The organism is Paenibacillus xylanexedens (assembly GCF_007676705.1).
GTDB classification, from domain to species: domain Bacteria; phylum Bacillota; class Bacilli; order Paenibacillales; family Paenibacillaceae; genus Paenibacillus; species Paenibacillus xylanexedens_C.
This window is the reverse complement of the sequence record NZ_VEBF01000001.1, coordinates 529,595-542,720: the sequence shown is the minus strand read 5'-3', so window position 1 is coordinate 542,720 and position 13,126 is coordinate 529,595. Positions and strand designations below refer to the sequence as shown.

Genomic DNA, 13,126 nt, shown 5'->3' with positions numbered 1-13,126 from the left:
TGAAGCGCGGTGAGTGTGCTGGCTTATGATTTGGGCGCTGGGAGCGGGAGAGCGCTACTGGGACATCTGAATGATCGAGGGATCGAAACGAGCGAAATTCACCGGTTCAAAAATGAACCAGTGAAGGTTGGCGAGCGGATGCACTGGGATATTCTGCGATTGCATCATGAATTGTTGCAAGGGCTTACCCTTGTGAAACAGCAGGGGGAACAGCCGGAGAGCCTGGGGATCGATTCCTGGGGCGTTGATTTTGGTCTGCTTGGCAGTAATGGTGAGTTGCTGGGTAACCCGTATCATTACCGTGATACACAGTTTAACGGCATGATGGATCAGGTACGCCAAGAGCTGAGCTCTCAGCGAATCTTCGAACGTACAGGGATTCAGTTTCTTAGCTTTAATACCCTGTATCAATTGGCGACGCTTCAACGCAGTGGTTCCCCGTTACTTCATGAAGCAGAGCGTTTTCTCATGATTCCGGATTTGCTACGTTATTTCCTGACAGGGGAAGCGGCGAATGAGTTCACCAATGCAACCACAACCCAATTATACAATCCATCAGCGGGGCAGTGGGATAGTGAATTGCTGGCGCATATTCGTATTTCGGAGAAACTGTTTGGTGAAGCCGTGCTGCCAGGTACCCGTGTTGGACAATTGCGAAGCAGTATCTGTAACGATCTGGGATTGTCCCCGATTCCCGTGATCGCTGTTGCGGAGCATGATACGGGTTCAGCCGTTGTGGCTGTTCCTGCAACGGAACGTTCTTTTGCTTATCTGAGCTGTGGAACCTGGTCCCTGATGGGTACGGAGATAGATCATCCTGCGATTAGTGCCGAGAGCCTGGCCTTGAATTTCACGAATGAAGGCGGGGCGGGCGGAACATTCCGTCTGCTGAAGAACATTATGGGCCTGTGGATTTTGCAGGAAAGCATGCGGGAGTGGGACCGTCAGGGCCAGGGAATTAGCTACGATGCGTTGTTGGCAAAGGTGGAACAGGCACCTCCATTTGCCAGTGTGTTTGATCCGGATGATGAACTGTTTATGGCAGCCGGAGATATGACGACGCGTATACGGCAGTATTGTCGTGCTACAGGGCAAGTGGTACCAGAAGATCAGGGGGCTATTGCCCGGGCAATTCTGGAGAGTTTGGCATTGAAGTATAGAAGAGTTCTGGAATGGACGGAGCAATTGTCGGGTCAGACGTTCAACGGATTGCATATGGTCGGTGGAGGCATCCAGAACCGCCTGTTATGTCAGTGGACTGCAAATTCCATTGGCAAGCCGGTATGGGCAGGTCCGGCAGAGGGAAGTGCCATCGGAAATATGGCTGTGCAATGGATGGCGAGCGGAGCCTTTAAAGATATCTGGGAGGCACGTAAGGCCATTCGAGATTCATTTCCGGTAACTGCTTATGAGCCGCAGGACAGGTCAATCTGGGAAGAAGCTTACGGCAGATTGCTGCGTGTGACGGCTTCAGCTAATTCGCAAGCGGGGAGTGAGGTGTAACATGCTGGCAGCCGAGCGGTATGACCGGATTGTGGAGATGGTGAATGTAAAAGGTAGTATGCGTGTATCCGAGCTTAGTGAACGCTGCCGGGTGACGGAGGAAACCATCAGGCGGGATCTGGATCGGCTGGAACAGGCAGGACGACTGCGTCGTTCTCACGGTGGTGCAGTGAGTGTGAAGGAAGATCAGCCGGAGATCCCTTACCGGATCAGGGAGACAACCCATGCGGAAGAGAAGAAAAGGATTGCACAAGCGGCTCTGGCGATGATTAATCCGGGTGATCGCATTCTGTTGGATGCGAGCACAACAGCAGGCTATATGGCAGCGAACATGCCGGATTTTCCGCTGACGGTATTAACCAATTCCATTCAAGTAGCTACGGAACTCAGCAGCCGTGACAAGATTGAGGTCATCTCAACAGGGGGCCAACTGGCATCTCGCTCGTTGTCTTTTGTCGGGCCGCTCGCGGAGCGTTCGCTGGAGACGTATCATGTGGATAAATTGTTCTTGTCTTGTAAAGGTGTACATCTCGAAGGCGGCGGAATCAGTGAATCCAATGAACTCCAAGCAAGGCTGAAGCAGAAGATGGTTGGCATAGCCGATCAGGTCATCTTACTTGCAGATGCCAGTAAATTTGGTGTTCGTGCCTTTGCCAGGGTATCCGAGTTAAATGCGGTCCATACAATCGTTACCGATCAGCCATTGGAGGCTGAACAGGCAGACCGTTTGAGCGGATACGACATAGGGATCATCACGGTTTAATCTTTTATATTTTATCTATATAAATTGAACTAAATCAAATATTCTTTATTCAATTCATCTACTAAACAGTTAATAGGAGCGTGTAATTATGAAGGTCTCCTTATTCATTACCTGCCTCAGCGATGCCATCTATCCCCGAGTTGGGGAGGCCATGGTCAGATTGCTCGCCGCTCATGGCGTTCGGCTGGATTTCCCGCGGGTTCAGACCTGCTGCGGTCAGCCTTCCTACAATAGCGGGTACTGGGATGAGACTCGGGTAGCAGCCAAGACGATTCTGGAAGCGTTCGACGACAGTGATTTTGTGGTCTGTCCTTCGGGATCGTGTACGTATATGATTCATCATTATCCCGAACTGTTCGCAGATGAACCGGTATGGTTGGAGAAGGCAAAACGACTGGAAGCCAAAGCCTATGAATTCACTCAATTCCTCGTTCAGGTACTCGGGATTACCGATCTGGGCGCACATTTTCCACACAAAGTAACCTATCATCCATCCTGCCATGGCAGCCGTCTGCTTGGTGTGAAGGATGAGCCGATGGCGCTGCTCTCTCAGGTAAAGGGACTGGAATTGGTTCCACTTCCATTCGCTGAAGATTGCTGCGGGTTCGGGGGTACGTTTGCCATCAAAATGTCCGATATTTCAGGAGCGATGGTTACGGAGAAGGTTGATCATGTCAAAGAGACACAAGCCGAAGTACTGGTTGGGCTGGACATGGCCTGTCTGATGAATATCGCAGGTAATCTGCGTTATCGGAATGAACCTGTGCGTGTGATGCATCTGGCGGAACTACTGTATGAGGGGGTGCGAACAGGATGAGCCAACCGGGAGTAATGGATACGACGGTCAAAGAACGTGCCGGACTGGCCTTGAATGATGATTTTCTGCGTAAAGCGGTCAAATTCACGACAGAACGATTGCGTAACGGGAAGAAGTCTGCCTCAGAAGAACATGGAAACTGGGATGAATGGCGGGAGCGTGGACGTCAGATTCGTCTGCATACCATTGCGTATCTTGATTATTATCTGAATGAGTTTGTAAATAACGCCCGTGCGAATGGGGTTCATATTCATTTTGCAGATACCTCGGTGGAAGCAGCGGCGATTGCACTGGATATTGCGGCGCACAAACAAGCTTCTACGGTGGTGAAATCCAAATCAATGGTATCGGAGGAAGTACATCTGAATCATGTGCTGGAGTCGGCAGGCATTGAAGCCATTGAGACCGATCTGGGTGAGTATATCATTCAGCTGGCAGGTGAAGCTCCTTCTCATATTGTCATTCCAGCGATTCATAAGAACCGATACCAGATCGCAGAACTGTTATCGAAGGAAGCAGGCGAGATTCTGGAACCGGATACAACAGTACTCGCTGGATTTGTACGTAAAAAGCTGCGCGAGAAATTCCTGGAAGCGGATATTGGCATGACGGGTTGTAATTTTGCGATTGCAGAGACTGGTTCTATGGTCTTGTTCGAAAATGAAGGTAATGCCCGTATGGTATCCACTGTTCCGAAAACGCAGATTACACTCATGGGTATGGAGCGGATTATTCCGTCGTGGACGGATCTGGAGGTTATGGCAACCTTATTGCCGCGCTCCGCAACTGGTCAGAAATTAACGATGTATATGTCAGGCATCACAGGTCCTCGCCGCACAGCGGATGGAGATGGGCCGGATGAAATGCACATTATTATCGTGGACAACGGTCGATCCTTACAGCTCGGTGATCCCGAATTCCAAGAATTGCTGAATTGTATCCGCTGCGGTGCCTGTCTGAATGCTTGCCCGGTATATCGTCATATTGGAGGTCATGCCTACGGCGGGACATACAGTGGTCCCATTGGTGCGGTACTGACGCCTGCACTCAATGGCAACATTGATGAATGGAATGACATTGCGGGTGCTTCGAGTCTGTGTGGAGCCTGTTATGAAGCATGTCCTGTTAAAATTCCACTGCATGATATGCTTGTTTATTTACGCAGGCGTAAAGTGGAAGACGGCCATGGAAACAAAATGGAAAGTATGGGCATGAAGGGTTTCGCCGCCGTTGTTTCCAACTCCAAACGCTTCAGTGCAGCCATACGTCTGGGACAGATCGGGCAGAAGGCAGTTGTACGCAACAATGGCATTTCACTCAAGCTGGGTCCACTTAAAGGCTGGAACAATTATCGGGTTGCCCCAAGTCTCGCCAAGAAATCCTTCCGGCAGCAATGGAACAAGCTGGATCAGGAATTGAACCAAGAGCATCAAGCCATGGATTCTTCCGTCCGCAACCGCATGGAGCAGATTATTCGTGAACGAGAGGAAACGGGGGATAAGCATGGTCACTGAACATCAGCAATGGCTTGCGGAATTGGAGAGGAAATCCATTGAGAAACAGGAGCAGTTCATGAATGATATTGCTTCGAAATTGAGAAGACCAAGGCAACGACATGCGCCGACCCAACCCTTTCGGGGAGCACCCGACTTTTGGACTGAACTGGAATGGGATGAAGAGAAACGTTTTCAAGCATTTACCGATAACTTTGTGAGTGTAGGCGCCCACATTGCCCGGGTTCAGAACATGGAAGAAGTGTCCCGATTTATTGCCAACAAATCTCATGAGTTGAGTGCCAAATATATCATTCGCCAAAATGAACAGGCGCTAAAGGATCTCGGTTTGGAAGAGCAGCTTCCGGATGTACAGATCTCAGTCTGGAATAGTCAAGCAGATGAGAACTGGAAGGCGCGTGCAGCCGAGGCTGATATCGGTGTGGTCATGGCGGATTACGCTACAGCATACACTGGATCCGTCACTGTACTTTCTTCACCAGAAAAGGGACGGTCAGTTAGTCTACTGCCTACGGTACTCATCATCATTATTCCATTGGACCGACTGTACACCAGACTGGGTGAGACGCTGGATCGATTTGACGAAGCGGGTAGAGAGAATCTTCCGGCAGGCATCCACTTTATTTCAGGGCCAAGCCGCTCTTCTGATATTGAAAATGATTTAACCATTGGTGTACACGGACCAGGCATTGTATATGGTCTGATTATGGGTTAGATGTGTGTTATGTGTGATTACAAAACCTGATTCTGAGAACTGTCCGAGAAGCCGCTTTTGGCTGCTAAGGGCAGTTTTTTTGTTTGTCTATTATAGGTTAAAGTTATTAAATTAATATTTATTATATATTTCACCTATCAATGATAACGGTGTATAATCCATCTCATCAGAGAATTCATATGTGATTACGAATGAAAAAAAAGGAGGCTTTACGATGAGTAGATTTTCATATCAGGTTCCATTCATGGATGGACACAAGGGTGATTTTTCAGCTTTAAAAGGGAAAGTCCTGCTTATTGTGAATACAGCAAGTCAGTGTAGCTACTCCCGCCAATTCAATGAACTTCAGCAGATGTATGAGAAATATGGTGAGCAGGGGCTGGAGATTCTGGCCTTTCCTTGCAACCAGTTTAACGACAAAGAACCAGGCAGTAGCAATGAAATAGTCGAGTATTGCAGGAAACATTTTCAGATATCCTTTCCGATCCTGGAGAAGGTTGAGGTCGTTGGGCAGTCGATGCATCCGTTGTTCCGTTATCTGATTGAAGAAGCGCCGTTTGAAGGTTATGATCTGAACACGAAGGAAGGACAGTGGATGGACACCTTTGTGAAGGAGAAGCATCCAGAATTGTACCAAGGAGACGGGATCAAATGGAATTTCACCAAATTCCTGATCGACCGCAGTGGGGACGTCCATGGCCGTTATGAAACGACAGTTGCTCCATTAGAGATGGAGTCAGCTATTCACAATCTGTTGAAGAATTCCTAAGTATGCTGCAATTACTGTCCTGAAGTCCTATGACTTTGGGACTGTTGAAGATTGGAACTGGAAATGTTAGGGTAAAAGAAGATAACGAGGTCATCCATTTTTTTTAATCTAAAATGACCAATATACCATTTCGGTCAGTTAGTTCTTTTGTGGATTTTATGGTTATCTGGATGAAATGTGAAAATGTGCAAAAAATAACTTGAATCTGTTGATCTGAAGAGTATGTGTAATCGAGTCTGTAAATCAAGTCATTATTTTTTAGTTGTAGAACTCTTAACTTGGAAAGAAGGAGTGAGCGTCATGCCACCAATTTCAGTGCCTCAACCGAAAACATTTGGCCCACTGGGCAATTTGCCGCAATTGAACTTTGAAGAGCCGGTGCAATCCTTGGTGAAACTGGCTGAGGAATATGGACCGATCTTTCGAATGGAGTACCCTGGGCGAAGTGAATTGTATATTTCGGGTCACGAACTGGTTGCCGAGGTAACGGATGAATCCAAATTCGACAAACGTGTGTGGGCACCCCTTGCGAAGGTTCGTGCATTTGCAGGAGATGGACTATTTACGAGTTGGACCGATGAGCCGAATTGGAAAAAAGCGCATAATGTACTGCTGCCAAGTTTCAGTCAACGTGCCATGCAGGGATACCACAACAAAATGATTGACCTGGCTGTACAGCTGGTGCAGAAATGGTCACGATTGAACCCGGATGAGACAGTTAACGTTCCGGATGATATGACACGTCTTACGCTCGACACGATTGGCCTGTGTGGGTTCAACTACCGGTTTAACAGCTTCTACCGGGAAGAACCACATCCATTCATTACGAGTATGGTTCGTGCGTTGGATGAATCCATGAGTTCATTGCAGCGACTCCGTCTGCAAGACAAGCTGATGATCACCAAAAAGAAACAGTTTGAACAAGATATCCGTTCGATGTTCTCGTTGGTGGATCACATCATTGCCGAGCGCAAAGAGAAACCGCAGGAAGGGGCAGACGATCTGTTGTCCCACATGCTCAGCGGCAAGGACCCGGAGACAGGAGAAACACTGGATGATGAGAACATCCGCTATCAGATTATTACATTCCTGATTGCAGGACATGAGACCACAAGTGGTCTGTTATCCTTCGCCATCTATTATCTGATGAAGAATCCCGATACACTGGCTAAAGCCCAAGCTGAAGTGGATCAGGTTCTGAAAGATCCGGTTCCAACGTACAATCAGGTCCGCAATCTGAAGTACGTTCGCATGGTTTTAAACGAAGCACTACGGTTATGGCCTACAGCTCCGGCCTTTTCTCTGTATGCCAAGGAAGATACGGTACTTTCGGGTCAATATCCTTTGCAAAAAGGTGACAGCGTCAGTGTACTTATTCCCAAGCTTCATCGGGACCGTACAGCGTGGGGAGATGATGTGGAAGCATTCCGACCGGAACGCTTCGAAGACCCGAGCAAAGTGCCGCATGATGCCTACAAGCCTTTCGGTAACGGTCAACGGGCATGTATTGGTCAGCAATTTGCACTTCAGGAAGCAACGCTGGTGCTGGGCATGGTGCTCAAGCATTTTGACTTCATAGATCATGCGGATTATCAGTTAAAGGTCAAAGAAACCCTGACGCTCAAACCGGATAACTTTACGATTCGCGTACGTGCTCGTGGGGGTCAACCGGTCATGGCGGTTCCGGGAGTAGCGGTCGAAGAACCGACTCCAGTTGCCAAAAGAACAGAGCCAGATGCAGCGAATGCCCACCACACACCGATGCTAGTTCTGTACGGTTCCAATCTGGGTACAGCGGAAGGCATTGCGCGTGAAATTGCCGATACCGCCAGATATCAGGGGTTCCGCAGTGAGGTTGCTGCGCTGGATGATCGCGTGGGCAAACTGCCGAAGGATGGTGCCGTTATTATTGTCAGCGCATCTTATAATGGTCAGCCGCCAAGTAATGCCAAGATGTTCGTCGAGTGGATTGAACATGCGGACGCCAATGAATTCAAAGGTGTGCGTTTCGCTGTTCTCGGATGCGGTGACCACAACTGGGCCAGCACCTATCAGCGTATTCCGCGTTTAATAGATGAACAGTTATCTTCCAGAGGAGCAGAGCGGTTATCGCCGCTGGGTGAGTCAGATGCCAGCGGAGATTTCGAGAAACAGGTGGGGGATTGGACGGAGCAACTATGGCCGGATCTCGCACGAACGATGGGGCTGAAACTGAACACAAGCTCCAATAGCGAACGCAGCTCATTATCTGTACAATTCGTCAGCGGACTCGCCGTGACCCCGCTTGCAGATACGTATGATGCACATGTAGCGGAAGTACTGGAGAACAGAGAGCTTCACGACACAGGCAGTGAACGCAGTACACGTCACCTGGAGATCAAACTGCCTGAAGGCATAACCTACAAGGAAGGTGATCATCTGGGTATTCTGCCACAGAATCCACCGGAACTTGTAGAGCGTGTACTTCGTCGATACGGGTTTACCGGAACGGAGCATCTGGTTCTGGATGCATCCGGTCGGAGTGCCGCACATCTACCATTGCATCAACCAGTTAACCTGTATGACCTGCTTAGTCATAGCGTTGAGCTTCAAGAAGCAGCAACTCGTGCACAGCTTAGAGAGATGGCAGCATACACAGTATGTCCACCGCATAAAAAGGAGCTTGAAGCACTGCTTGATGAATCCGTGTATATGGATGAAGTGCGGAATAAACGGATATCCATGCTGGATTATCTGGTGAAATATGAGGCATGTGAATTACCATTCGAGCGGTTCCTCGAATTGTTGCCTTCACTGAAAGCCAGATATTATTCGATCTCCAGTTCACCACGTGTTCAGCCTGATCAAGCGAGTATTACGGTCAGTGTTGTGCGTGCCCCGGCATGGAGTGGGCAGGGAGAATACAAAGGTATTGCGTCGAACTATCTGGCCAATCTGAAGTCGGGCGATGAGATTGTCATGTTCACCCGGACACCAGAGTCCGGGTTCCAATTGCCGGAGGATGCACAGGTTCCCGTTATCATGGTAGGTCCGGGTACAGGTGTGGCCCCATTCCGAGGTTTCTTGCAGGCGAGACATGTATTGAAGCAGCAGGGTCAAGAGCTTGGTGAAGCGCATCTGTACTTTGGGTGCCGGAATCCTGAACATGATTATCTGTACAAAAATGAACTGGAAGCAGCCCAGCAAGAAGGGCTTGTGAAGCTTCATACGGCCTTCTCCCGTGTAGACGGGGAGGAGAAATGTTATGTACAGCATCTGATGAGAGACGATGCACGTCATCTGATTCCTTTGCTTGAAGAGGGTGCGCATCTGTATATCTGCGGTGATGGCAGCAAGATGGCACCCGATGTGGAAGCCACACTCCAGCATGCATACACTGATATTCATGGCAAGTCTGCGAAGGAAGCAGAGGATTGGCTGGGTCAGCTTCAGCAGCAAGGTCGTTATGCCAAGGATGTATGGACAGGCATCTAATGTAAACAAGTGAAGGATCATAGTGATCCCTAACTGACTAAGCGGTGAGACACAGAAGCAGTTCTGTTCTCACCGCTTTTTGACATAAACTGATTCTTCAGCAGATGAGTGGGAGTATGAGTTATAATTATAAATTGGAGGGGAGCACCCGTAGGCAGACATTGGGGAACCCGTGCAACGCTTGTTATTATGAATCAGCTTTACTTCCGGGTACACGGACGTTTCAGGCTCTTTCTTCGGACGGTTGGCCGATAGATCGACTCGACGCTGGAGAGAGGAAATAGAATACGGGAAGGGACTCTGCCTTTTCCCTGAAGTTCAAGATAATCCAGTCCCACGCCCACAAGTCTGATATTGTTAAATGCATTCCAGGAAGGGAACGTCGTGCGGATTCCCACTCGGGTGCCTCGCCGTGTTCGAGGAATATCGAACACCCGAATGGAATTCAGACTGAGAGGGATGAATAATTGACGGTTTACTTTGATAAACTGCCTTGAATAGACACGACGAATGCGTCCCGGTTCCAACCCGGAGAGTGGAGTATTCAGTTCTGCAAGATGCCCCTGGAGTTCTGCCAGACGCTGCTGAAGTGTTTTTCCAGTATGGAGATGCTGCCAGCTCATAAGTATTCCTCCGTTCGCCATTTGTACCTAGTATATGAAGGAACGGGGTCGGAAGGTGTACGTTTGATAGCCCATGTTCGTTACGGCTAACAGGGTTTTATTTGATAATAGGGGAGTGATCCAAATGATCGTAGAAATGTATAAAGACCTCATTCAGGATGAGCGTGGCAATTATTATATGGCGGTGCAGATCGAGGGCAATGAGCTTACGCTCGTTAATGCATTCGTCGAAGCGGCATTCACACCTGACCTGATCTACAATGAAGAGTTTCGTGCCAAGCACAAGGAGATGGAAGGTGGGTTTGTAGGCAAAATAGCGATGGATCTGCTAAGGCACGATGTGGTCATGGGGATGAAGCAAATCGACCGCAAGCTGTTGAACCTGTCGGATGTGGAGCAGCAGTTCACAGTAAATTATATTGATACCATTGAATTTTATCGTCATCCTGCGTGGAAACGGAAGGTATAAAAGGAAAGACATTTCCTCTGTAACCAGAGAGAGGGTTCTTCTCCAATCCAATTGGCCATGATCTTACTTATACCAGCAAAAGAATATATTGAGATGTAAAAGCGCAAGTGCAGGGCAGTAAGCCTTCGCAACTTGCGCTTTTTGGCGTATATGGTAACGACGTGTGAGACCTAGAAGCGAACCAGGGTATTGACATGGACAGGCAAACCTGTGGCAATGGCGCGATTGGCCGCAATACCGGTCAGAATGGATCTGGCACCGTCCACGTGGTTAGCTGCACGATGGAACGGATCTTCTACAGGCTCTCCAAACAGATCATTCAGAAGAACCGGGTCACCTCCGCCATGTCCACCTGCTTTCTCTTCCACTTCAACCTCATATGGCGCATCGAACATCGGGAGAACCCGCAACGTTTTGCCGATCAATGCACCTTCCTTACTTTTGTCACCCAATGAATTGACATAGGATTGTTCCACGATATTCATCTCAATCCGACCTTTGGTGCCATTAATGGCAATTCGGTAACCTTCCCATGGCTGGTAGGCAACGAGGGAGTATGTCAAAATGGCTTTGTTCCGATACTTCACAAGAACCCCCATCGTGTCCTCAATGTTAATGCCATCCCCAAATACGCTCTGATCGCGCTGATAACCATCTTCCGACTCGGCATCCAGATACATGGACTTCAGATGAGCATCCGAATCCAAATGCAGTGCAAAAGGATCTTCCTTCGCGAGCGGGTTGCCGGTTGCCCGATTGTAGAATTGTGTTACACCGCGTTCCTCAGCATTTTCTCTGCCATAATACATGAGATCTCCGAATGCGAACACGGTATCCGGCTGTGAACCAATCCAGAAATTCACCAAGTCGAAGTGATGGGTGGATTTGTGCACGAGCAGTCCGCCGCTATTACGCTTGTCCCGATGCCAACGGCGGAAATAATCTGCCCCGTGGCGGGTATTCAGCAGCCATTCAAAGTGAACGGAAGTGACTTTCCCGATGGTATCATTCAGAATAAGTTCCCGAATTTTAGTGTGGTGCGGCGCGTAACGGTAGTTAAAGGTAACTCTTACGTTCTGTCCGGTCCGCTTGACGGCATCCAGGATGTCCTGACATTTCTCCTCATCGATGGTCATCGGTTTCTCGGTGACAACGTCACAACCAAGTTCCATCGAACGGATGATATACTTGTGATGGGTACGGTCAACGCTCGTTACGATGACATAGTCAGGCTTCTCGTTCTCAATCATCTGATCAAATTGATCTGCAGGATAAGTAGGTACCTCTGGATAGTTGTACTTTTCCTTCAACAGTTGATTCGCGTAATTCATACGGACTTGATTTATATCACAAAAGCCGACAAGCTCGGATGTATCCCTAAAATCCCGTGTCAAAGCACCATAAAAAAATTCAGCACGGCCACCGGTCCCAACTAATACATAACGTTTCTTGTTACTCATGTCTATCGCCTCCTTGAATATAGCTTTAGACTATAACAAGGGAGTACTTCTTTCGCCGCATTTTATGCGTAACCGCTTTCAAATGCCGCATATTTTGCTATAATTTATGGAAAGGAGAGAGGGAGACATGACTGAACCTTTTCGTGCGGATTTTCATGATCCCACAGACCTACTGCACATCGAATATGATCGACGTATCGGATATTTCTCGATGACGGATGACCATCTGCATGATCATTATGAGTTATATTACCTGTTGTCTGGTGAGCGTATTTATTTCATCAAGGACCGAACCTATCGGGTAAAGGCTGGCGATCTGGTGTTTGTAGACCGGAATACGGTTCACAAGACATTGGAGAGCGGCATGCCCGACCATGAGCGGATGGTACTCTATATGAATCCTGAACTTTTTGCAGCCATGGCTATTTCAACAGAGATAGTTGAAGGCTTGAAGGAACCCTTTTGCTGGGAGATTCCAATTGTAAGGTTTCCTTCTCAAGTCACTGAGGTTCTGGAACGGATGGTTAGCGAAATGGTTGATGAAATGCTGCATCCCCAACCTGGAAGCAATCTGTTACTGCGTCACCGAGCTATTGAATTGTTGCTGCATGCCTATCGTAATCAACATCTGGGCCGGTTATACTCCGATGATCGTGAGCCGGTTCTTCATCCCAAGACACAGGCAGTCGTGCGTTACCTGAATGAAAACTATCAGAAACCACTGACATTACCGGAGGTGGCGGACGCATTTCGCATTAGTCCGCATTATCTGAGTCGATTGTTCAAACAAACGACGGGGTTTACCTTCAGTGACTATCTGAATCTGTTACGGGTAAAGGAAGCACAGCGTTTACTCCGGGAAAGTGAGGAGTCCATTACGAGCATCGCCTGGCTTGCCGGATTCAGTAACTTCTCTCATTTTGGCAAGATGTTCAAGCGTACTGTTCAGGCATCACCGAGAGCCTACAGGCAGGAGTACAGGGAAACCGGTTCAATGAGAACCATAAAATAGGAGGAGA

11 protein-coding genes are annotated in these 13,126 nt (G+C 48.4%); 9 read left to right on the top strand and 2 right to left on the bottom strand.

What is annotated here, in order from left to right:
* Positions 1–9 precede the first annotated feature (9 nt).
* The 7 genes from FS628_RS02150 (at position 10) to FS628_RS02120 (ending at position 9,555) form a co-directional block, all read left to right on the top strand.
* The gene (locus FS628_RS02150) at positions 10–1,503 is read left to right on the top strand and encodes a rhamnulokinase (RefSeq protein WP_145318334.1); all 1,494 of its coding nucleotides are present in this window, start codon (positions 10–12) and stop codon (positions 1,501–1,503) included.
* Between the two features lies 1 nt (position 1,504).
* Positions 1,505–2,266 (top strand): DeoR/GlpR family DNA-binding transcription regulator, encoded by a 762-nt coding sequence (locus FS628_RS02145; RefSeq protein WP_145318330.1) that lies wholly within the window; start codon positions 1,505–1,507, stop codon positions 2,264–2,266.
* 88 nt (positions 2,267–2,354) lie between these two features.
* Positions 2,355–3,083 (top strand): (Fe-S)-binding protein, encoded by a 729-nt coding sequence (locus FS628_RS02140; protein WP_145318327.1) that lies wholly within the window; start codon positions 2,355–2,357, stop codon positions 3,081–3,083.
* The gene (locus tag FS628_RS02135; protein ID WP_145318324.1) at positions 3,080–4,597 is read left to right on the top strand and encodes a LutB/LldF family L-lactate oxidation iron-sulfur protein; all 1,518 of its coding nucleotides are present in this window, start codon (positions 3,080–3,082) and stop codon (positions 4,595–4,597) included. Before FS628_RS02140 ends, FS628_RS02135 begins: the two co-directional genes overlap by 4 nt.
* Positions 4,587–5,312 (top strand): LutC/YkgG family protein, encoded by a 726-nt coding sequence (locus tag FS628_RS02130; protein ID WP_145318322.1) that lies wholly within the window; start codon positions 4,587–4,589, stop codon positions 5,310–5,312. The genes FS628_RS02135 and FS628_RS02130 overlap by 11 nt, the downstream gene beginning before the upstream one ends.
* A gap of 214 nt (positions 5,313–5,526) precedes the next feature.
* Positions 5,527–6,081, top strand: a complete 555-nt coding sequence (locus FS628_RS02125) for a glutathione peroxidase (protein ID WP_145318319.1) — start codon at positions 5,527–5,529, stop codon at positions 6,079–6,081.
* Between the two features lie 300 nt (positions 6,082–6,381).
* Entirely contained in the window at positions 6,382–9,555 is a 3,174-nt protein-coding gene (locus tag FS628_RS02120) for a bifunctional cytochrome P450/NADPH--P450 reductase (protein ID WP_145318317.1), read from the top strand.
* 200 nt (positions 9,556–9,755) lie between these two features.
* Here FS628_RS02120 and FS628_RS02115 read toward each other — a convergent pair whose 3' ends face one another.
* Positions 9,756–10,178, bottom strand: a complete 423-nt coding sequence (locus FS628_RS02115) for a hypothetical protein (RefSeq protein WP_145318314.1) — start codon at positions 10,176–10,178, stop codon at positions 9,756–9,758.
* Between the two features lie 124 nt (positions 10,179–10,302).
* Here FS628_RS02115 and FS628_RS02110 point away from each other — a divergent pair, with 124 nt between their 5' ends.
* Positions 10,303–10,647 carry a hypothetical protein gene (locus FS628_RS02110; protein ID WP_145318311.1) on the top strand — a complete coding sequence of 115 codons (345 nt, stop codon included), beginning with the start codon at positions 10,303–10,305 and terminating at the stop codon, positions 10,645–10,647.
* Positions 10,648–10,817: 170 nt separating this feature from the next.
* On the opposite strand, the gene FS628_RS02105 is transcribed toward FS628_RS02110, so the two are convergent.
* Positions 10,818–12,107, bottom strand: coding sequence for a Gfo/Idh/MocA family oxidoreductase (locus FS628_RS02105; RefSeq protein ID WP_145318308.1), 1,290 nt, complete (start codon positions 12,105–12,107; stop codon positions 10,818–10,820).
* Between the two features lie 127 nt (positions 12,108–12,234).
* Between FS628_RS02105 and FS628_RS02100 the strand changes: the two genes are divergently transcribed.
* Positions 12,235–13,119 carry an AraC family transcriptional regulator gene (locus FS628_RS02100; RefSeq protein WP_145318305.1) on the top strand — a complete coding sequence of 295 codons (885 nt, stop codon included), beginning with the start codon at positions 12,235–12,237 and terminating at the stop codon, positions 13,117–13,119.
* The last annotated feature ends 7 nt before the right edge of the window (positions 13,120–13,126 follow it).